The following is a 20,214-nucleotide window of genomic DNA, read 5'->3' on the forward strand; positions in this document are numbered from 1 at the left end:
GCGTGTTCGTCGAGGACGGCCAGTGCGTCGCCTGGGGCTTCGACCGCCACGACCTGATGAAGCCGGTGACGCTTCGCCTTCAGGTCGACGGAACGACGATCTTCCGCTGCACCACCGCGCCGGCCACCCACGAGTCGATCCTCGCCACCGGCTACCGCCTTTCCGGGCACCGGCAGATGGTCCTCACGGTCGAAGAGACCAGCGCCTATTCCGGCCCCCTCGCCGCGCAGCCCTACTGGCCCAACGTGGAAACCCGCGACGACCTCACCCAGTTCATCTCCGGCATCGGCGACAGCGCCCGGGAAGCGCGCATGCGCCATCTCGTCTGGCACGAGATTCCCAACGTGACGCGGCGTCTCGAGACCTCCGACGAGCCGCCCGCCCGCTGGCGCGCCTCGGTCTATACGCGCTTCATGGCCAACCGGCTGGAGATGAAGGGCAAGCTTTCCGGCGGCCAGTCGGTCGCCAACTGGATCGTCTCGGAAGTGTTCGAGGACTGGTACAAGCGCCAGGTCTTCTGCCTGACCGACGAGATCCACACGTTGCTGAGCGAGCCGGTGATGAACCGGCGGGTGATGAAGCACGAAATCAGCCTCACCCTGTTCGCCTTCTGGCGCCGTCACTATCCGCACATTGACATCTTCACCGAGGAAGGTCTGCGCCTCGTCCAGTTCAAGTTCGCCACCGCACCCTTCATCGCGGACAAGAACAACGTGAAGCTGATCTCGGACGGCCTGCGTCGCTCGCTGTCGGCGCCGGCGGAGATTTACCGCAACCGCGAACTGCCCTGGAGCTGGTACTGGCTGTTCCTCCTCGAGGACCAGGGGCTCGGCAACCGGCTGCGCGACGAGGACTTCGCGCGCCTCACCAGCTTCAAGGAAGTCGCGCTCGACGTGACCCAGCCCGACCGGCTGTCATTCACCCCGCATGTCTGGCGCGCCTATTGGGGCGCCGGCGGGACGCCCGACTTCACCCGCTTCGACCTGGCGCTGGTCTCGATCCTCGCCGACACGCCGCTTCCCGAGGTCGCGGTGGCCGAGCGCGGGGCCGACTTCTGGCGGGCGCGGCTGCATGAGGACATCTATGCGCGGGCGCCGGAACTCGCCGTCCTCTCCGCGCTGGGGCGCGTCGAGGCGATGCCGGCGGCGGTTCGCGACGAGGTGCCACGGCGCGACCTCGTCATCATCGGCCATGCCAACGAGACCGGGGTCGGGCGCAACCTCTCCATGTTCGGAGAGGCGCTCGCATCCTTCTCGCCGCTGATCTTCAACGCGGACGACGGCGCCTGCGTCAATCCGGACGGCGACTACAACCCCTCGGTCGGGGTGCGCGCCCGCGTCGTGCTGCTGTGCGTCAATGCCGACCGCACGCCGGAGATGATCGCCCGCTTCGCCGGCATCTGCGAGGACGCGCACATCATCGGCTTCTACCTGTGGGAGAGCGACCGGCCGCCGGCCAGCCACACGCTGGGCGCCCTCGCCGTCGACGAGATCTGGACGCCGAGCAACTACGTCGCCGAGGCCTATCGCAAGATCACCCCGGTGCCGGTCACCGTGGTCGACAAGGGGTTGCACGCGCCGCTTTCGCACGTCCCGTTCCTCGACCGTTTCCGGCACGACCCGTCCGAGTTCATCTTCCTGACGGCGGCGGAGTTCGGCTCGTCCATCGTGCGCAAGAACCCGCTCGACGTGGTGAAGGCGTTCCAGCGGGCGTTTGAGGGCAGCGATCTCAATGTGCGGCTTCTGATCAAGATCCGCGAGATCAATCCCGGCCACTGGAGCAACATCGATTCCTACTGGGAAGAGATCGAGGAGCGCATCGCCGGCGACGACCGCATCGCCATCGTCGAGGGCAACCTGACGTCCGAGGAATACTGGACGCTGATGTGGAGCGTCGACGCGATGGTCTCGCTCCACCGTTCGGAAGGCTTCGGCTACTTCATCGCCGACGCCATGTTCGCGGGCAAGGCGGTGGTGGTTTCCGACTATTCCGGCTCGCAGGATTTCTGCGATTCCGGCAACGCTTTCCTGGTTCCGGTGCAGCAGACCCCGGCGCCGCCGGAATATCTGGCGAGCCGCGGCTATATCGGCCAGTGGGGCGCGCCCGACGTCGAGGCCGCCGCCCGGGCCCTGTACGAGGCCGCCGCGGATGCGGATCTTCGCGCGGCCCGCGCCGAAGCCGGACAGGCCGGCATCAACCGCAAGTACGACTTCGCCCGGTGGAGCGACGCGGTGTCCGCGCGCATCCAGGAGCGGATCGACCAGGGCCGCCGGATGGCGGACGCAGCGCCGGAAGAGCCGGCCGCGTCCGAGGCGGCGATCGCGGCCGCGGGGCGCTAGGCGCCTCGCGACCTGCCGCAGCAGTACAAGCCCGGCCTGCCGCCCGCCGGGCAAATGACTATTCCTGACGAGGTGTCGATTGGATAGCATCGTTCCCGGCACGGATGCCGCTCTGTCCTCCGCTTTCCGGCGCCCCCCGCACCTGGCGGCTATACTGGGGTGTGCCTGCCGGCTGCCGGGCGCTGCGGACGAGGCCGCCTTCTGGTCGCTGCTGGCGCGCGGCGAATGTGCGGTGAGCGAGATTCCGGCCGAACGCTGGTCGCGTGAGCGCTTCCTGCATCCCTCCCGCAACGTGCCCGGCCGGGCCTACACCTTCGCCGCCGGCGTGCTGGACGACATCTTCGGCTTCGACGCCGGCGCGTTCGGACTGTCGCCGCGCGAGGCCGAGCAGATCGACCCGCAGCAGCGCTTGCTGCTGGAGCTGGTGCGCGAGGCGTTCGAGGATGCCAACATCCCGCTCTCCAGCGTCGCCGGGTCCAATGTCGGCGTGTTCGTGGGCGCCTCCTCGCTCGACCATTCGCTGCACTTCATCTCCGACATCGCCGCCGCGGACTCGCATTTCGTCACCGGCAACGCGCTGTCGATCGTCGCCAACCGCATCTCGCACGTCTTCGGCTTCACCGGCCCGAGCCTCACCATCGACACCGCCTGCTCCTCCTCGCTGGTCGCCTTCGACCGCGCGGTGAAGGCGATCGAGAACGGGGAGATCGACACCGCGGTCGTGGCCGGCGTGAACATCCTGGCAAGCCCGTTCAACTTCATCGGCTTCTCGCGCGCCGGCATGCTCTCGCCCACCGGCCGCTGCCGGCCTTTCTCCGGCTCGGCGGACGGCTATGTGCGCGCCGAGGGCGGGGTGGTGACGGTCCTCAGCCGGCTCGATCGCGCCGGCGCCGCCGGCTGGACGCCGCGCGCCGTGGTGCTGGCGAGCGGCACCAATTCCGACGGACGTACGGTCGGCATCGCCATGCCGGAAGGCCGGGCGCAGCAGCGCCTGCTGGAAGAGCTCTACGAGCGACGCGACATTGACCCGGACGACCTGGCCTTCGTCGAGGCGCACGGCACCGGCACGCTGGTGGGCGACCCGGTCGAGGCGCGGGCCATCGGCTCCGCGCTCGGCCAGCGGCGCTCGACGCCGCTGCCGATCGGTTCGGTGAAGTCCAATATCGGCCATCTGGAGCCGGCCTCCGGCCTCGCCGGCCTGCTCAAGGCGCTGAACGCGCTGGAGCGGCGCGAGCTGCCTGCCTCGCTCCATCTCGACACGCTGAACGAGCACATCGACTTCGATGCGCTGAACCTCGTTCCCGCCTCCGGCACGCTCTCCCTCGACGGCGCGGCGCGCCTCGCCGGCATCTCCTCCTTCGGCTTCGGCGGCACCAACGCCCATGCGGTGATCGCCCTGCCCGAAGCCCACGAGAAACCGGCGCGCGCCCCGGCGGCCTCGGCGCCGGTGCTGATGATCTCGGCGCACGACCCGGACGCGCTCTCCGCGCTCGCCGACGCCTATGCCGACCGGCTGGAGCACGAGCCGGAGCCCGAACGCCTCGCCCACGCCGCCGCCCATGGCCGCGCCCGCCTCCCGCACCGCATCGCGGTGCCGGTGAACGAGCCGGACGCGCCGGAGAAGCTGCGGCGCATGGCGCGCAGCAGCGGCGAGGCGGCGTTCCTGCGCGGCTCCGTGCGCGGGTCCGGCTCTTCCATCGCCTTCGTCTTCACGGGCAATGGCGGCCAGTATGCCGGCATGGGCCAGGCCGCCTGGCAGTCGAGCCGGGTGTTCCGCGAGAGCGTCGAGGACATCGACGCGATCTTCCAGCCGCTCGCCGGCTGGTCGCTTGCCGCCGCCTTCCGGCAGCCGCCGGACGACGACGCGCTCGCCGCCACCGAGATCGCCCAGCCGCTGATCTTCGCGCTGGAGATCGCGCTCGCCCGCGCGCTGATGGCGGGCGGCTGCACGCCGGCGGCAGTGGTCGGCCACAGCGTCGGCGAGATCGCCGCCGCCCATGTCGCGGGCGCGCTGAGCCTTTCCGACGCGACCCGCCTCATCCATTTGCGCAGCCAGATCCAGGCGACGACGCGCGGCAGCGGCGTCATGGCCTTCCTCATGGCGAGCCCGGCGCAGGCGGAGGCGTTCATCGCTACCACCGGCCAGACGGACGTCGTCATCGGCGCCGTCAACGCACCGTCCGGGGTCACGCTCTCGGGCAGCGGATCGGCCGTCAACGCGGTGCTGCGCTTCGCGCGCCGGCAGGGCGTGGTCGGCAAGCGCCTCACCATCGACTACGCCTTCCATTCGCCGGCCATGGCGCCGCTACGCGAGCCGATGCTGGAGGCGCTGGCGTTCCTGGCCCCGAGCGCCTCGGCGATCCCCTTCGTCTCCGCCATCACCGGCGAGCCGGTCGAGGGCACCGCGCTCGACGCGCGCTACTGGTGGGAGAACATCCGCCAGCCGGTGCAGTTCGACGCCGCGGTCCGCGCCGTGGCGCGCGACCGTTCCATCGGCTTCTTCCTCGAGATCGGGCCGAAGGCGGTGCTCACCGGCTTCCTGCGCGAGATCCTCGCCGACGAGGGCCGCAGCGCGACCGTGCTCGCCTCGCTGCAGGAGAAGGACGGCGGCGAGGAGGATCCGGTCGAGCGCAGCCTGCTCGCCGCGCTGGTTAACGGCGCGACGGTAGACGAGGCCCGCTTCCTGGGCACGCCGGCCCCGCTCGGGCGGATCGACCTGCCGAAGACCCCGTGGCAGCGCCAGCCGACCCGGCCGCCGCGCACCGCCGAGGCGATCGACCTGACCGGCGCGGGCATCAGCGACCACCCGCTGCTCGGCTCGCGCCTGCGCAGCGACGACGGCGAATGGCGCGGCCTGCTCGACCTCGATTCGCGCCCGTTCCTCGCCGACCACAAGGTCGGCGGCAATGTCGTCGTGCCCGCCACCGCCCTCGCCGAGATGGCGCTCGCCGCCGGACGCGAGAGCCTCGGCACCGACCATCTGCGGCTCGAGGATTTCGCCATCCTGTCGGCGCTGCGGCTCGCGCCCGGCGAGGTGACCGAGACGCAGGTGCGCCTCGACGCCATCGGCACGGTCTCCATCTCGTCCCGCGCCCGCGGGTCGCAGGACTGGATGCTCAACGCCCATGGCCGGGTGCTGGCCGATAGCGGGGCGAGGCTCCCGCTCGCCGGCCCCCCGCCCGGCCCCGCCGGCGAAAGCGCGCTGGAGGGCGAGGAGCTCTACGCCGCCGCCGCCCGGCTCGGGCTCGACTACGGGCCGGCCTTCCGGCTCGTGCGCACCGCCCGGCGCTCGGGGATGGAGATCCATCTCGACCTCGCGGCGCCGACCATCCCGCAGGAGCCTTACGTGCTCCCGCCGACGCTGGCGGACGCGGCCCTGCACGGCCTCGTCCTCGCGATCGGGATCGGCGCCGAAATCGAGCCCGCCAGCGCCGGCACCGCCTTCCTGCCGGTCCGCTTCGCGGCGGTCACCGTGCGCGGCGCGGCGCCGGCGGTGAGCGCGAGGCTCGTCGTACGACGCTGCGGCCCGCGCTCGCTGGAGCTCGACGTCTCGCTGCTCGACGCGGCGGAGGCCGAGGTCGCCCGCATCGAAGGGGTCGAGCTGCGGGCGGTCGCGCTCGCGGCCGGCGACACGCTCGACCACGATTTCCGCCAGAGCTTCGTCCGGCTCGGCCCGGCCTGCACGCTGGCGGGCGAGCAGGCCGGAGCCTTCGTCGACGCGACCGACGACCTGCCCGGCTCGGACGACACGCTGATGCTCGACGCGCTCGCCTATGCCATCGCCCATCGCGGCGTGGCGGAGGTGGCCGGCGAGGAGATGCTGGCCGCCGGGGCGCTCGATATCGAGGCGCTGATCGTGCAGGGCCGGCTCGCCGCCGAGCGCCGCGACACACTGCTCTCGCTGCTCGAACTGCTGGCCGAAGGCGGGCTCGCCCGTCACTCCGCGGATGAGGGATGGCACGTCCTGCCGCAGAGCGACCTGCCCGAAGCCGAGACGCTGCTGCACGAGATCGCGACGATGGCGCCCGATCGCGCCGCCGAGCTCGCCATCGGCGCCCGCCTCGCCGTCGACCTCGCCGCGCATCTGGCCGGTTCGCTCACCATCGCCCATGCGGCCGGCCTGACGGACCAGTGGGCGAACGGCTCGCCCGCCGCCCGCGCTGTCGCCGAGCACGCGTCCGCGCTGGTCGCGGATGTGGCGCGGCAGGCCCAGACGTCGCAGGCGGAGACGCCGCTGTCCGTGATCCTGACCGAGCGCAACGGCGTCGTCCTCGACGCACTGCGTCCGCTGGTCGAGGACGGCTTCCTCGCCCTCACCGTCCTGCCAGCCGAACCCGCCGCCCGCCCCGCCCTCGCCGACCGCGTCCGGCCCTCGGCCGGAATGGTGCTCGGCGAGGAGGAAGCGCTGCCGGCGGCAGATCTGGTCCTGCGTTTCGATCCCCACAAACCGTTCGATGCTTCAAGCCCCGCCGGCCGGCAGCTTCTCGCCGCGCTGCGGCCGGGCGGTGCGCTGGTCTCGTGGGACTTCGCGCCGCGCGGCTTCACCCGCCTGCTGGCCATGGACGCGCCCGGCGAGGGCGCGCGCAGCCGGCGCCGGCTGTGGAGCGCCCGGTCGGTAACGGACATAAGCGTGATCGCGGCGCCGGGGACGCAGGCGCCCGCCTACCGGGCCGCCGTGCCGGCACTCGCCGCGTGGCTCGGCGGGGAGGCGCGCTCGTACCTGATCTCCAGCGACGGCCGCGCGCTCGATGTCGACCCGATGGCCGCCACCGGCAAGGACAACGTCCTCCTCCGGCGCCTTGCGACCGGCGATGACGCCGGCTCGCTCGCCGCCGCGATGGACGACACCCGCGCCCTGCTGGAGAGCCTGCGCGCCGGAGGCGACGCCCCTTCCCTGCGGCTCCTGATCGAGGGCGACCCGCTCGGCGAATGCCCGACCGCGGCGGCGCTGTGGGCGTTCGGCCGCACGGCCATGAACGAATATCCCGACCTCGACATCCGGCTGGTCGCGCTCGATCGCCAGCCGCTGGACGACGCCGCGATTGACGACTTTGCCCGTGCCGTCACCGGCATTGCCGGCGAGCGCGAGCTGGTGCTGGACGCGCATGGCCTGAAGGCGGTGCGCCTCGCGCCGGCGCCGCAGGCCCGCGCCTCGGGCGAGGAGACGGCCGCCCGGCTCGGCATGCAGATGCCCGGCTCGCTCGACCGCCTCGCCTGGCAGGCGGAGCCGCGCCGCGCCCCCGGGCCCGGCGAGGTCGAGATCGCGATCGACGTCACCGCCCTCAATTTCCGCGACGTGATGTTCGCGCAGGGGCTGATCGGCGACGACATGCTGGAGAACGGCTTCGCCGGCCCGACGCTCGGCTTCGAATGCGCGGGTCGCGTCGCGCGGACCGGCGCCGGTGTCACGGCGCTCAAGCCCGGCGACGCGGTGATCGCCTTCGCGCCGGGCGCCTTCGCCACCCATGTCACCGTGCCCGCCAGCGCGGTGCTGCCGACCCCCGCCGGCATGGGCCCCGAGGCGGCGGCGACGCTTCCGGTCGCCTTCCTCACCGCCTGGTACGGGCTGGTGCAGTGCGCGCGGCTGGAAGCGGGTGAGACGGTGCTGATCCACGGCGCCGCCGGCGGTGTCGGCCTCGCCGCGCTGCAGATCGCCCGGCTGCGCGGCGCCCGCATCATCGCGACCGCCGGCTCGCCGGAGAAGCGCGCCCTAGTGCGCCTTCTCGGCGCCGACGTCGTCTACGATTCGCGTAGCACCGCCTTTGCCGAGGCGGTCCGGGCGGAGGGTGGCTGCGACGTGGTGCTGAACTCGCTCGCCGGTCGGTCGATGGAACTGTCGCTGCGGGCGCTGAAGCCGTTCGGCCGCTTCATCGAGCTCGGCAAGCGCGACTTCGTCGCCAATACCAGCATCGGCCTGCGCCCCTTCGCGCGGAACCTCACCTATTTCGGCGTCGATGCCGACCAGTTCATCGCCGCCCGGCCGGCGCTGGTCGCGGACATGCTCGCCGAGCTCGGCCGCCTGTTCGCGAGCGGGGCGCTGCGGCCGCTGCCGCACCGCGTCTTCGCCGCCGACGAGGTGCGCGCCGCGTTCCGGCTGATGCAGGGCTCCGGCCATGTCGGCAAGATCCTGATCCGCCCGCCAGCCCATGCGCCGGCGCCCGCAGCGCCGATGCCGGCCTTCGAGGCTGCCGTGGACGGCGTGCACCTCGTGGTCGGCGGCACCGGCGGTTTCGGCCGCGAGACGGCGCGCTGGCTGGCCGAGCACGGCGCGCGCCACGTCGTCGTCGCCTCGCGCCGCGGCGTGATCGACCCGCCGCTCACGGTCGAGGGCGCCGAGATCGTGGCTGAACCGCTCGACGTGCGCGACCCGCTCGCCTGCGCCGCCCTGGTCGAGCGCCTGCGCGCCGACCATGGGCGCATCGCCGGCGTCGTCCACACCGCCATGGTGCTCGACGACGCGCTGATCCGCGATCTCGACGCCGGCCGCTTCGAGCAGGTGCTGGCGCCGAAAGTCGACGGCGCGCGCCATCTCGACGCGGCGGCGGCCGGCCTCGAGCTCGACTATTTCGTCCTGTTCTCCTCGGCCACCGCCCTTATCGGCAATCCCGGCCAGGCGGCCTATGTGGCGGCCAACGCCTATCTCGAGGGTCTTGCCCGCTGCCGGCGCCGCGAGGGGCGCCCGGCGCTCGCCATGGCCTGGGGCGCCATTTCCGATGTCGGCGTGCTGGCGCGCGATGCCGCGACCTCGGAGATGCTGAGCCGCCGCTTCGGGCTCGGCATGATCACCGCCGCCACGGCGCTGGACCAGCTCGGCGCCTGCCTCGCCGATCCCGAAACGCCGCCGGTCGTGGTTCACGCGCCGGTCGACTGGGGGCCGGGGCGCGATCTGGCGGTCATGTCCGGGGCGAGCTTCGCCGCCCTGCGCCCGGCCTTCGACGACGCCGCCGAGATGGTCGGCGAGGCGGGCCTCGTCGCCCTCATCCGCGACCAGAGCGACGGCGAGGCGCGCCTCACCGTGCTGCGCCTCCTCACCGCCGAGCTCGGCCGCATCCTGCGCCTGCCGGCCGATTCGATCGACCCGACCCGCCCGCTCGGCGACCTCGGCATGGATTCGCTCATGGGGCTCGAGCTCGACATGGAAATGCAGCGCCGCCACAAGGTCGCGCTGCCCATGCTCGGCCTCGGCGCCGGCGCGACGCTGCAGGACGTCGCCGACAAGGTGTTCAGCAAGCTGCGTCCCACCGCCGAAGCGGCGGACGAAGCCGTCCCGGTCTCGAAGATCCACCTTCCGGAGGAAGGCACCCGGCTGATCGACCGCCACATGCGCAACGCGCCGACGCAGGCGGCGATCGAGGCGCTGCAGGGCAAGGTCGCGGCCGAGAACCTGCGGGACGGGAGCCTGCTGCGATGACCATCACCAACACCCCCACGCAGCTCGACGATGCGGCAAGGGCCGCTCTCCTCGCCCGCATGCGCCAGCGCCCGGCGGAGATGAACACGGTCGCCCGGCCGGTCTACGACACCGCCTTCGACACCCTGCCCGGCTACGACGAACTGCGCATGGTGCGGGCCACCGGCGAGGCGCTCGGCATCGCCAACCCGTTCTTCCGCCCGCATGAGGGGCGCGCCGGCGCGCTCTCGCGCATCGCCGGGCAGGAGGTGATCAACTTCGCCTCCTACGACTATCTCGGCCTGAACGGGCATCCCGACGTCCGGCGCGCGGCGCAGGAGGCGATCGAGCGCTACGGCACCAGCGTCTCGGCGAGCCGTCTCGTCGCCGGCGAACGGCCCTTCCATCGCGAGCTGGAAGCGCGCCTCGCCGGCCTGCACCAGGCCGAGGACGCGGTGGTCTTCGTCTCCGGCCACGCCGCCAACGTCACCAGCGTCGCCACGCTGGTCGGCAGCAAGGACGCGGTGTTCCACGACGCGCTGATCCATAACAGCATCATCGTCGGGGCCGAGCTTTCCGGCGCCGCGCGGCGGACCTTCGCGCATAACGACCTCGACGCGCTGGAGCGCATGCTGGCCGCCGAGCGGGGCCATTACCACCGCGTGCTGATCGTCGTCGAAGGGCTGTACTCGATGGACGGGGACGTGCCCGACCTCGCCCGGCTGGCGGCGCTCAAGCAGCGTTTCGGCGCCTGGCTGATGGTGGACGAGGCGCACGGCATCGGCGTGCTCGGCGCCACCGGCAGGGGCATCGCCGAGCTGGCCGGGCTCGACCCGGCGCTGGTCGACATCTGGATGGGAACGCTGTCCAAGTCGTTCGCCTCCTGCGGCGGCTACATCGCCGGCTCGCAGACCCTGATCGACTATCTCAAGGTGTCCGCGCCGGGCTTCGTCTACAGCGTCGGCCTCGCCCCGGCCGCCGCCGGCGCCGCGCTCGCCGCGATCGAGGCGATGGAACGCGAGGGCGAGCGGGTGGCCGCGCTGCAGGCCAATGCCCGCCACTTCTTCGAGACCGCGCAGGCGGCCGGCCTCTCGACCGGCACCGCCGAGGGGCATGCCATCGTGCCGATCATGGTCGGCGATTCCCTGATGGCGGTGCTGCTGTCCGAAAGGCTGCTGGCCCGCGGCGTCAACGTGCTGCCGATCATCCATCCAGCTGTGCCGCACCGCTCGGCGCGGCTGCGCTTCTTCATCACCGCCGCCCACACCACCGGGCAGCTCGACGAGGCCGTACGCGTACTCAAGCAGGAAATCGAGGAGAGTTCCCGCTTCCTGGCCGCGCTCGGATTCGACAGCGAGGCAGACGACGACCCGTCGGATGCGATGTCTGTCCTGCAGGTGAGGACGTGAAATGAAGGTCGTGCTCGACATCACCCGGATGCTGCGGCGCTCGTCCCAGTCGACGCCGACCGGCATCGACCGGGTCGAACTCGCCTATGCGCGCCACCTGCTCGGCAGCCGCGCCTATAAGGACCGGGTCGCCTTCGTGGCGCGGGTGCGCGCCTCGACCTGGTATTTCGACGCCGACGCCGTCGCCGGCTTCACCGAGACGCTGAAGCGGCGGTGGAAGCACGCCGAGGGGCGCGTCACGCGGCGCGAACTGGGCAACATCGAACGCTTCCTCGACCTGGCGCCGGGCGTCCTCACCGATATCGAGCCGGAGACGCCCCCGCGCGCGACGCTGCCAGACGTGCTGCCCACGCTCAAGCGCCTGTTCTCGCCGGTCAACCTGCTGCCGCGCCTGCTGCGCCCGCGCAACTCGCAGGGGGCGGTCTATCTCAACGTCTCCCATGAGGGGCTCGGCTCCGGCAACGGCATGCGCGCGATGATGCGCGGCCACGGGCTCAAGCCGATCTATCTGGTGCACGACCTCATCCCCCTCACCCATCCCGAATATGTCCGCCCCGGCGACGCCGAGAAGCACGAGACGCGCATGCGCACCGTGCTCGCCTCGGCCGAAATGGTGATCTGCAACTCGCACCACACGCTGGACCAGCTCTCCGCCTTCGCGGCGCGCAGCGACATGGCGATGCCGGCCAATGTGGTCAGCCCGCTCGGCGTGGAAAACGAGTTCGGCGTGCAGGAACTGGCGATGCCGGAGGTGCACCCGTACTTCCTCACCGTCGGGACCATCGAGCCGCGCAAGAACCACCTCGTGCTGCTCCATGCCTGGCGGGTGCTGGTGGAGAAGCTCGGCCCCAAGGCGCCGAAGCTCATCATCGTCGGCCGCCGCGGCTGGGAGAACGAGAACGTCATCGACATCATCGAGCGCTGCCGCAACCTCGGCGGCCATGTGCTGGAGTGCAACCGGCTGCCGGACGCGCATCTGCGCCGGCTGATGAAGCAGGCGCGCGGTGTGCTGTTCCCCTCCTTCGCCGAGGGCTACGGCCTGCCGCTGTTCGAGGCGATGGCGCTGCGGGTGCCGGTGATCTGCTCCGACCTGCAGGCGTTCCGCGACATCGCCGGCGAGGCGCCCTGCTATCTCGACCCGATCGACGGCCTCGGCTGGGCGCGGGTGATCGAGGACTATGCGCGCCCGGATTCAGCGGCGCGCGACAGCCAGCTCCGGCTGCTGGCGCAGACCCGCGTGCCGCGCTGGAAGGATCATTTCTCCATCATCGACGGGATTATCGACGCCGTCGCCGCGCCCGCCGGCGAGGTGCGCGCGCCCTCCCCGTCGTGGCAGCCGGCCATCAGCTTCGAGCGGAGCAAGGAATTGATCGCCGCCGGCGAGCTCGCCGATGCCGGGCGCGCGCTCTCCCTCGTCGCCGCCCAGCCGCATTCGAGCACGAGGTGGTCGGTGGCGGAATCCTCGGCCAGCTCCTCATATCCTGGAAGGATCGGCGCATGATCGCCGTAGAACACCAGCAGCGAGCGATCGGTCAGCGCATCCAGCGCCGCCACCAGCCGGCCGAGCAGGGCATCGGCATTGGCGGCGTGGCGCACATACTGCTCCACCGGATCGGCGATGTCCGCCAGCCGGCCCGGCCCGTAGGGATCATGCGCCTCCATGGTGACGGCCATCAGGAACAGCCGTTCGCCGGCCTCGCCCGCGGACTGGAGCTCGGCGATGATGCGCTCGCCGACCGCCCGGTCGCCGATATAGGGGCCGAAGCGGTCGCTTGGCACGAACTCGGCCTCGTCGACGAAGCGGGAGAAGCCGAGCCGCGGGATCGCGGCATCGCGCCGGAAGAAGCGCGCATCGTGCGGGTGCAGGAAGACGGTGCGCCAGCCCGCGAGGTCGAGCCCGCTCGCCAGCGACGCGCCGGCCAGCCGGTCCGGGCGCATATAGGGATCGAAGCGGTCCATGCCCTGTTCGGCGAAGGCGATGCCGGTCAGCATCTCCACCTCGGTGCGGTGCGTGTAGGCGCCGAAGCAGGAGACAGCGAGGCGGCCATGCGCCAGAGCCCGCCGGCGCAGCCGGTCGAGATGGGGCAGTTCCAGCGCGAGGCCGTTGCGCCGCAGGTCGGCGAAGGATTCCGACTGCACGATGATGACCGCCCGGTAGCGCGTGCCCCCGAGTTCGGCGGCGCTCTCACTGCTCTCCCTCCCGCCGTCGCGGCGCCACAGGGCGAAGCCTGCCGCCAGCGAGACGGAGAGGCCGAGCCTCGCCACGAACGCGTTGGCGGAGCTTCCGAGAAGCTCGGCCGCGAGCGCAGGCAGCCGGCCGGCCAGGGCGCCGGCGCGGGCGATGAAGACCGGCACCACCAGCAGGGCGAGCACCAGCGCGGCGCCCTGCGCGACGCTGCCTTCCGCGCGCGGCTCGATCGCGGTCCAGACGAAGATCGCGCCCGCCAGCAGCAGCGCGACGAGGCCGAGGCCGAGCGCGGTGCGGCGGCCGACATAGAACAGCGCGGGATGGCGCAGCAGCAGCGGAAGGAAGCCGAGATCGCTGAACACCAGCGGCTCGCGCAGATAGTCGTATTTCACGCGCGAGACCAGCACGAAGGTGCCGAGCGTGACCAGCGCCGCGACGGCGGCGAAGAACGGGCGCGCCGACAGGCCGAACCAGAGCAGCCACAGCCAGAGCGCGATCGCCGCTCCCATGAGCCGCGCCTCGCCCGGCACGCGGCCGCCGCGCTCGCGCGCGGGTACCGCCAGCCGGTCCAGCCCTCGCGCGCCGATCACGGTGACGGTGGCGCCGATGAGCAGCGTGGCGAGCGTCCAACCCATTTCGTCTCTCATTCCCCTGCCCGGAATACGTCATTGGAAAGCACAATAAGACGCCATTCCAGGTATTTTAAGGGCAAAACTGCGAATATCACCCGTCCCGAGAAAGAATATATAAAATATATCTCGCATGTTAAGAGATATTATACTATTGGACACCCATATCACCACGCGACAGCGGATTGAGGGAAGCGGCATCACATGAACAAGCTGCACCCGTTTATTGACATGCCGAAGGCCGAGCCGGTCGACGAGAAGACGGCGGAGAAGATGAAGCCCGTGGCGCCGACCCGGAACAAGCCGCTTCGACCCGTGCCGCGCGAGATCCCCGGCGGCGCCGAGGAGGAGGCGCGCACGCCCGTGGCGCGCGCCAAGCCGACGCGCCCCGTCGTCAAGCGCGAAGGCTTCCGCCTGCCCGGCATCGACATCGCCGATCTGGTCGCCGACCTGCCGCGCAAGGCGCACAAGCGCCGCTCGGTCGGGCTGTGGGCCTCGTTCCTGCTGATGGTGGCGGTGCCGACCCTCGCGGCCGGGCTCTATTACGGCATCTTCGTCTCCAACCAGTACCAGTCGGAATTCCGCTTCGCCGTGCGCACCCAGGACTTCGCGCCCGCCGGCACCACCGCGGCCAGCACCGCGCTCGGCGCAGCGGCGCGCTCGGGCATCTTCACCGACAGCTTCCTGGTGGTCGACTATCTCTCCAGCCGCCAGGCGGTGCAGGACCTGCTCAAGACGGTCGACCTGCGCGCGATGTACTCGCACGCGGGCACCGATCCGCTCTCGCGGCTGCGGGGCGCGGACACGATGGAGAACCTCGTCAGCTACTGGCAGTCGATGATCGACGCCTCGTTCGACCTCGCTACCGGCCTCACCCTGGTGCGCGTGCGCGCCTTTACGCCGGAGGATGCGTATACGATCGCCTCGACGCTGGTGAAGCAGAGCGAGAAGCTGGTCAACGACATCTCCTCGCGGGCCCGCGAGGACGCGGTTAGGTTCGCGCAGGCGGACGTCAACCGCGCCGAGGAACGGCTGCGCGGCGCGCGGGCGGCCCTGCGCCAGTTCCGCAATATCGAGCAGACGCCCGATGCCGCGCGCACCGCCGGCGGCACGCTCGACCTCGCCATGAAGCTGCGCGGGGAGCTCGCCGACCAGCAGTCGCAGCTCGCCTCGCTGCGTACCTACATGGACCCCGACGCCCCGACCGTGAAGGTGCTGGAGAGCCGGATCGCCGCCACCAACAAGCAGATCGCCTCGGTCGAGCGCGAGATCGGCAAGGGCGCACACGACGCCGCGACGGCCGGCGCCACCACCACGGACGCGACGACAGGCGTGGCGGGCTCGCAGCCGGTTCTGTCGGACGTGCTGTCGAAATATGAGGACCTCGACCTCAGCCGGCAGTTCGCGGAGAAATATTACGACACCACCCTCTCCGCGCTCGAGCTCGCGCGTTCGGAGGCAGCCACCCAGCAGACCTATGTCGCCACCTATGTGCAGCCGGCGGTGGCGCAGGCGAGTGAATATCCCCAGCGCCTGGTCTCGATCCTGATCGTCTTCCTCGCCGCCGGCGCGCTGTGGTTCATCAGCGTCATGGTCTTCTTCTCCATCCGCGACCACGTGGCCTGAGCGGAGGCAAGCGCGGCGATGAGTCTAACTCCGCCATTCGACGACGCGCCGCGCCGGGGCTTCGGCCCCGTCCGGCTCGCGGAAGGGCTGCGCACGCAGGGGCGCGTCGTCATTGCGCTGATGCTGCGCGAGATGCGGCTGCGCTCCGTGCATTCGCGCCTCAGCTACCTGCTGGCGCTGCTGGAACCGATCCTGCAGCTCACCATGATGATGGGCATCTTCACCATCATCGGCCGGCGGCCGGATTTCGGCACTAGCCTGCTGCTGTTCCTCGGCACCGGCATCCTGCCCTTCTTCCTGTTCACCCATGTCTCCGGGCGCACCACGGGGGCGATCCGGGCCAGCGGCCTCGTGCGCGCGCTCGCCCTGGTCCAGCCACTCGACATCATGCTGGCGCGCGCGCTGCTGGAGACGGCGACGCTGCTGATCGTGGCCATAATGCTGTTCACCTTCATCTACGCGACCGGGGTGAAGGAAGCGCTGCCGATCCGCCCGATGCTGGCGATCGAGGGCTTCGCGGCGACCGCGCTGCTCGCCATCGGCGTCGGCCTGATCAACGGCGTCATCGGCGCCTTCTTCCGGCTCTGGGCGTTGATCTACGGGGTGCTGTCGCGCTCGCTGATCTTCCTTTCCGGCGTCTTCTTCGTGCCGGACTTCATGCCGCCGCCGATCCGCTACGTCCTGAGCTGGAACCCGCTGCTGCACGGGCTGGAATGGTTCCGCTCCGGCTTCTACCTGACCTATCCGACGCTCACCCTGGACAAGGGCTACCTCATCCAATGCGCCGTCATCTGCCTGCTTCTCGGGCTGGCGGCCGAGCGCGTGTTCCGGGCGAGGCTGATATGATGGCGGTGCAGCTGTCGGACGTCGCCAAGACCTACCGTGCGTCGCACGGCTCGAAGCGCGTCTTCGAGCATCTCGACGCGGTGTTCCAGCAGGGGGTCTCGGTCGGCATCCTCGGGGCGCGCAGCGTCGGCAAGTCGACGCTGATCAAGCTGATCGGCGGCTCGACGCTGCCCGACCACGGCAAGATCCGCCGCAACGGCTCGATCTCCCCGCCGGTCGCCAACACGCAGGCCTATCACGCCTCGCTGACCGGCCGCGAGAACCTGCACTTCGTCGCCCGCGTCAACGGCTTCGACGGCGACGCCGCCGCCCAGTTCGTCACCCGCTTCGCGGAGATGGGCGAGGCGATCGACCAGCCGCTGTCGAGCTATACGCGCGAGCGGCGCTCGCGCTTCCTGTTCGCCGCCTCCTACGCCCTGCCCTTCGACATCTTCATCGCCGACGAGGCGCTGTATGGCGGCGCCGGCGAGTTCCGCGAACGCTGCGCCGAGTTGGTGCAGCAGCGCCGGTCACACGCGACGCTGCTTTTCACCACACGATCCCCACAGATGCTTCGTAGGTTTGCGGATGTCGGCGCCGTGCTGCACGACGGCCGGCTGCAGATGTTCGAGCGCATCGGCGACGCCATACGCCTGTTTCGCGCCCTCGACACCAGCGCGGCGCCGGAGAGCGACGACGGGCGGGACGAAGAGCAAGACGAGGAAGAACGCCTCGTCGACGAACCCTTCGGGCCCCTGGCCTGAAGTTGCCTTCCATCACTTTCGATCGGGAGGTCCCGATCCAACCTGAAGGAGCCGACATGAACGAACTTCCCGAAATCAGCCGCCAGCTCGAGCGTTTCGTGGCCCGCCGCCTCGTCGAGTTCGACCAGGCGGCCTGGAAGGAGCTGACCATCCAGAAGCGCAAGGAGTGCATCCAGGCCGCCCGCCGCGCGCTGAAGGCGGAGCGGAACTTCTTCGCGCGGCAGACGCCGGCCGCTGCGCCCGCCCCGGCCGAGTGATGTCAGCGTACTTCGATACCGGCCGCGACCCGGCCGGTATCGGATACCGTCGATTCGCGCGACGGTTGAGCAACTTTCGAAGTATTTACAAGATTTACCCTCTTGCCGGGCGCGTCTGTTGCGCTCCGGGCACAGGGGGCGAGCTTAATCTGCCGTCTGTCATCGCGGTGTGGATACGAACCTCGATCCGGTTTACATGACCTATTCGAGAATAACAGGGATCGGGCGGCTTGATTATGCGTGGTCCGAAGGCCAGCCTCGCCGGGCTCGCCGCGTTGTGTATGGTGCTCGGTGGTTGTGTCTTCTTTCCTGGGTCGGGTCCGACCACCCAGGAAGTGATGTCGCCTCCCCAGAGCGAGCCCGCCGACTACGAGATCGTCGACGTCGACGCGAACGCGATTCAGGCGATGAGCCTGTGGCGTTCGCCGAGCCTCGCGCGCAGCTTCGGTGCCGGCCGCCTCGCGCCGGAGACCACGGTCAGCATCGGCGACGTCGTCTCGGTCTCGATCTGGGAGGCGAGCCGCGACGGGCTGTTCGGCAGCGGCTCCAGCAGCGACTCGGGATCGAGCAGCGAGACCCTTCCCGGGCAGACGGTGGACCGCGACGGCCACATCAAGGTGCCCTATGTCGGCGAGATCTCGGTGGTCGGCAAGCGCCCCAGCCAGATCGCCAAGACCATCGAGCAGGGACTGACCGGCAAGGCGATCGAGCCGCAGGTGCTCGTCACCCTGCCGCAGCGGACCTCCGCCTCGGTGGTGGTGGTCGGCGACCTGACCGGCGCCGGCCGGGTGAACCTCAACGTCAAGGGCGACCGGCTGCTCGAGGTGATCGCGCAGGCCGGCGGCATCAAGGCCCCGCCGCACGAGACCTTCGTGCGCGTGACGCGCGGCAAGCGCAGCACGACGATGCAGCTCTCCTCCGTCCTCGCACGGCCCGACGAGAACATCTTCATGCGCCCGGGAGACACGGTCTACGTCTTCCGCCGGCCGCAGACCTTCACCGCCCTCGGCGCCGTGAAGAGTGCGGGCGAGATGCCGATCGACCGCGACGACTTCACGGTCGCGGAGGCGATGGGTGTGTCGGGTGGCCTGATCGACAGCCTGGCCGATCCGAGCGGGGTGTTCATCTTCCGCTACGAGCAGGCGGCGGTGGTGCGCCAGATCGATCCGCAGTCGCCCTATCTCAACGGCAACACGGTGGTGCCGGTCATCTACCGGCTGAACCTCAAGGACCCGTCGGGCTACTTCGTCGCCCGCGCCTTCCCGATCCGTGTCGGCGACATCGTCTACGTCGCCAATGCGCCGGGTGCCGAGTTCACCAAGTTCCTGCGCATGGCGCAGACCATCAGCACGCTGGTGCGCTCCAACGCGGTGGTCTCCACCAGCGACTAGCGGGTGGCGTCAGCAAAGGAGGCCGGCCATGAGACCGATCATGGCCGGCGGCCTCGCGGCCCTCGCGGCCGCCTTCCCCCTCGCCGTTCTCGCGCCCGTGCCGGCGCGGGCGGCGGAGCCGGGTTCGGTCGGCGACTTCATGATCATGGATGTCTGCGTCGACGCGTCCGACCGCATCGTCGCGAACCTCGTGCCGGGCGATGCGGGCTGCACGCGCGAGCGCGACATCCGCGTGGGGGAGACGCCGCCCTACGAGCTGCGCAACTTCCTCAATCCGGGCCGGGGCTGCACCTATGACGGCGGCTCGATCATCCGGATCAACCGGCCGGTCGAGCGGAACGGGCAGACGCGCATCGTCTCCTCCAACAGGCCGGTGCCGCCGGGCCCCTGCAGCGGCAGCCGCGACGCGCGGGCGGACGAGGATGGCGCCGGCGAGGGCGGCGCCTCGATTCAGTGGTACGACAAGGGCTACGGCTTCATCATGGGCAGCTACAGCCCTGTGGCGCTGTCCATCTACCAGACGCCGCTGTGCCGCGACGGCGATACCTCCTCCCGGCGGTTCTTCCGCGGCTGGGTGATCGCGCCCACCGAGGTGCCGGCGGCCGGCCAGAGCGGCTATGGCGTGTTCCGCAGCCGACTCGCCACCGGCGCCGCCTCGTCGCTCCCCGCCGCCTGCCCGACCCGCTACCGCCAGGCGCTGACCACCTGGCTGGTCACGCCGATGCGTTTCACCTCGGGGCGGGAGATGGTGTCGATCGTCTCCGGCCATTTCGCCCAGGCGAGCCGCGACGGGCTATCCCCCGGCGCGACCATGCAGATGGAGCAGACCTACTGGACCCGCGCCTTCGGCCTCTCGCGCTGGGAGAAATGGGCGCGCGACGACTGGGTCCACCCGCGCAGCCACCGCCCGGCGGTCGAACTCGCCCGCGAGCTCAAGAAGCGCGGGCGCTGCGGCCCGCCGGCCGGCGGCACCTTCGACATCTCCCCGCGCACCCGCTTCACCGATGCGCCGGGGTCGGACGACCTCTATGCGCGGATCATCGTCGACCCGCAGACCGGCGAGCGTCGGCGCTGGGTCATGACGCTGTGCGAGGACTACACCAACATCCACAAGCGCCCCGCCGATACCCCACTTGAGGACGTTTCCGCCATCGCCGATCCGGCCTATTGGAGGCCGTGACGTGCCTGAATACCGAGGCGGGCGGCCCGGCGGGTTCCGAGCCGGCTGCGCCGCGAAGCCTGTTTTGTGCAACCAAGAGGTAAGTTTCCCATGTTCCCGAAGCCCTCGGCGTCACTTGTTCCGAACACCTATGCGTATGAGACGGTGCCTCTGGTGAAGCCGACGGGGTTTCGCGAATATGACGCGCGCTGGCTGTTCGGCTCGGAGCTGAACCTG

General features: G+C 70.6%; 10 protein-coding genes and 1 pseudogene. 10 read left to right on the forward strand and 1 reads right to left on the reverse strand.

Going from position 1 to position 20,214, the window contains the following annotated elements; all coding sequences use genetic code 11:
* The first annotated feature begins 2 nt into the window (after positions 1 to 2).
* From NVS89_RS05325 to NVS89_RS05340, 4 genes are all read left to right on the forward strand, one after another.
* Positions 3 to 2,339 carry a glycosyltransferase gene (locus NVS89_RS05325; protein ID WP_258731472.1) on the forward strand — a complete coding sequence of 779 codons (2,337 nt, stop codon included), beginning with the start codon at positions 3 to 5 and terminating at the stop codon, positions 2,337 to 2,339.
* A gap of 79 nt (positions 2,340 to 2,418) precedes the next feature.
* Positions 2,419 to 9,750: a type I polyketide synthase gene (locus NVS89_RS05330; protein WP_258731473.1), complete on the forward strand. Its 7,332-nt coding sequence runs from the start codon at positions 2,419 to 2,421 to the stop codon at positions 9,748 to 9,750.
* On the forward strand, positions 9,747 to 11,138 hold the full coding sequence (locus tag NVS89_RS05335) for an aminotransferase class I/II-fold pyridoxal phosphate-dependent enzyme (RefSeq protein WP_258731475.1): 1,392 nt from the start codon (positions 9,747 to 9,749) through the stop codon (positions 11,136 to 11,138). The genes NVS89_RS05330 and NVS89_RS05335 overlap by 4 nt, the downstream gene beginning before the upstream one ends.
* Position 11,139: 1 nt before the next feature.
* Positions 11,140 to 12,639: a glycosyltransferase family 4 protein gene (locus tag NVS89_RS05340; protein WP_258731476.1), complete on the forward strand. Its 1,500-nt coding sequence runs from the start codon at positions 11,140 to 11,142 to the stop codon at positions 12,637 to 12,639.
* 44 nt (positions 12,640 to 12,683) lie between these two features.
* Here the strand turns inward: NVS89_RS05340 and NVS89_RS05345 are convergent.
* Positions 12,684 to 13,973, reverse strand: a pseudogene (locus tag NVS89_RS05345) (LTA synthase family protein); the annotation flags it as partial.
* A 186-nt stretch (positions 13,974 to 14,159) separates the two neighbouring features.
* Here NVS89_RS05345 and NVS89_RS05350 point away from each other — a divergent pair.
* The 6 genes from NVS89_RS05350 (at position 14,160) to NVS89_RS05375 (ending at position 19,998) form a co-directional block, all read left to right on the forward strand.
* Positions 14,160 to 15,581 (forward strand): KpsE/RkpR family capsule polysaccharide export protein, encoded by a 1,422-nt coding sequence (locus tag NVS89_RS05350; RefSeq protein ID WP_258731477.1) that lies wholly within the window; start codon positions 14,160 to 14,162, stop codon positions 15,579 to 15,581.
* An 18-nt stretch (positions 15,582 to 15,599) separates the two neighbouring features.
* Complete coding sequence (locus tag NVS89_RS05355; protein ID WP_258731479.1) at positions 15,600 to 16,427, forward strand: ABC transporter permease; 828 nt, start codon at positions 15,600 to 15,602, stop codon at positions 16,425 to 16,427.
* Positions 16,424 to 17,170 carry an ABC transporter ATP-binding protein gene (locus NVS89_RS05360; protein ID WP_258731480.1) on the forward strand — a complete coding sequence of 249 codons (747 nt, stop codon included), beginning with the start codon at positions 16,424 to 16,426 and terminating at the stop codon, positions 17,168 to 17,170. Before NVS89_RS05355 ends, NVS89_RS05360 begins: the two co-directional genes overlap by 4 nt.
* Before the next feature lie 56 nt (positions 17,171 to 17,226).
* Positions 17,227 to 17,427 carry a hypothetical protein gene (locus tag NVS89_RS05365; protein WP_258731481.1) on the forward strand — a complete coding sequence of 67 codons (201 nt, stop codon included), beginning with the start codon at positions 17,227 to 17,229 and terminating at the stop codon, positions 17,425 to 17,427.
* 338 nt (positions 17,428 to 17,765) lie between these two features.
* Complete coding sequence (locus NVS89_RS05370; RefSeq protein WP_258731482.1) at positions 17,766 to 18,818, forward strand: polysaccharide biosynthesis/export family protein; 1,053 nt, start codon at positions 17,766 to 17,768, stop codon at positions 18,816 to 18,818.
* A gap of 28 nt (positions 18,819 to 18,846) precedes the next feature.
* Positions 18,847 to 19,998 (forward strand): hypothetical protein, encoded by a 1,152-nt coding sequence (locus NVS89_RS05375; RefSeq protein WP_258731483.1) that lies wholly within the window; start codon positions 18,847 to 18,849, stop codon positions 19,996 to 19,998.
* The last annotated feature ends 216 nt before the right edge of the window (positions 19,999 to 20,214 follow it).

Origin of the sequence: Ancylobacter mangrovi (assembly GCF_024752355.1) — a bacterium.
Classification (GTDB): Bacteria; Pseudomonadota; Alphaproteobacteria; order Rhizobiales; family Xanthobacteraceae; genus Ancylobacter; species Ancylobacter mangrovi.

Coding starts and splice junctions, on each gene's coding strand:
- NVS89_RS05350 (WP_258731477.1), top strand. CDS start 14,160: ATGAACAAGCTGCACCCGTTTATTGACATGCCGAAGGCCGAGCCGGTC.
- NVS89_RS05370 (WP_258731482.1), top strand. CDS start 17,766: ATGTCGCCTCCCCAGAGCGAGCCCGCCGACTACGAGATCGTCGACGTC.
- NVS89_RS05340 (WP_258731476.1), top strand. CDS start 11,140: ATGAAGGTCGTGCTCGACATCACCCGGATGCTGCGGCGCTCGTCCCAG.
- NVS89_RS05335 (WP_258731475.1), top strand. CDS start 9,747: ATGACCATCACCAACACCCCCACGCAGCTCGACGATGCGGCAAGGGCC.
- NVS89_RS05360 (WP_258731480.1), top strand. CDS start 16,424: ATGATGGCGGTGCAGCTGTCGGACGTCGCCAAGACCTACCGTGCGTCG.
- NVS89_RS05365 (WP_258731481.1), top strand. CDS start 17,227: ATGAACGAACTTCCCGAAATCAGCCGCCAGCTCGAGCGTTTCGTGGCC.
- NVS89_RS05355 (WP_258731479.1), top strand. CDS start 15,600: ATGAGTCTAACTCCGCCATTCGACGACGCGCCGCGCCGGGGCTTCGGC.
- NVS89_RS05375 (WP_258731483.1), top strand. CDS start 18,847: ATGAGACCGATCATGGCCGGCGGCCTCGCGGCCCTCGCGGCCGCCTTC.